General features: G+C 61.6%; 1 pseudogene. It reads right to left on the bottom strand.

Annotated features, from left to right (window positions below):
• Window positions 1-175 precede the first annotated feature (175 nt).
• Window positions 176-1,074: pseudogene (locus OP498_RS18355) on the bottom strand (IS3 family transposase); the annotation flags it as partial.
• Window positions 1,075-1,244: the final 170 nt, after the last annotated feature.

The raw sequence follows: 1,244 nt of genomic DNA, 5'->3' as shown, positions 1-1,244 counted from the left end.
CCGGTGGGGCGACACGGCGGTATCCAGGTGCTGGTCCTTGAGGATCCAGGGCGCTTCCAGGCCCAGGCCGAGGGTCAGAATCTGGGTGCCGTCCATGTCATGCCTCCTGTCATCGTGGAGGTCATATCCTGGCCCAGCTCAGGGGGCGAATTCCACACCCGGCGTCGAAGAGCCAACAATACTGGCTGCCACGGTCACTATGCACGATCACGTTCTTGGGCATCTTGCGACTCCACAGGGCCATCTGCAGGGCATCACCGATCAGGTCAGCGGTCATACGCTCGCTCATCGCCCAGCCGATGACCTTGCGTGAGTACAGGTCGATCAGCACGGCCAGGTAGAGCCAGCCTTCACCGGTCGCAAGATACGTGATGTCGCCGACCCATTTCTGGTTCGGTGACACTGCGGTGAAGTCCTGCTTCAGCAGGTTGGGTGCCACCGGCAGCGAGTGCCGGGAGTTCGTAGTGGCCTTGAACTTCCGTGCCGCCTTGGCCCGCAGGCCTTGCCGTTGGAGGCTGGCGGCAACCGTTTTGGGGTTCAATGGCAAACCCTCGTCACGCAGATCCAGAGTCAGCCTGGGGGCGCCAGAGCGCCCCTTGCCCTGCTGAAAGGCCTGACCCACACGCTTGTCGATGATGGCCTGCTGACGGCGCCGCGGGGATGGTTCGCCACCACGCTGTCGCCAGGCGTAGTAGCCGCTGCGGGCAACACCAAGGACCGAGCACATGCGCTGGGTACTGAACACCTCGCGGTGCTGGCGGATGAAGGTGTACTTCACTTCAGGTTCTTCGCAAAGTACACCGCGGCCTTTTTTGTGATCGCTAATTCCTCCGATATTTCAGCTAGTTGGCGTTTGAGTCGAGCATTCTCTTCGGCCAAGGCTTGCTCACGTTCAGAGGCGTTCTTCTTTTGCTGGACCTTGGCCCGCCACTGGTAGAGCTGGCTGGGCTGAAGACCAAGATCACGGGCGGCGGCTGTGACACCGACGCGATCAGCAAGGGCCAAAGCCTCCTCACGGTAGGCATCGGAGTGTCGGGCGCGGGTCTTCTTCATCGGGGTAGCTTGCTTCGACATGGGTCACCTCGTTGCAGTGTACTGCGTTAACGGGGTGTCCACTGCTACTGGGTAGGATCACCCCATCACCCAGGTCGAGTTCGATCTCCCAGCCTCGCGCATTCTTCTCTGGCGCCTCGTCAGGATCGGACGCCATCACTGGGGCGAAGAGCGACGACACCTCCGCGGCT

It is taken from the genome of Halomonas sp. 25-S5, from assembly GCF_029889845.1.
In the GTDB taxonomy this organism is placed as follows: Bacteria; Pseudomonadota; Gammaproteobacteria; order Pseudomonadales; family Halomonadaceae; genus Halomonas.
Note: the sequence above shows the minus strand (reverse complement) of the source record. Positions and strands in the feature narration are given on the sequence as shown.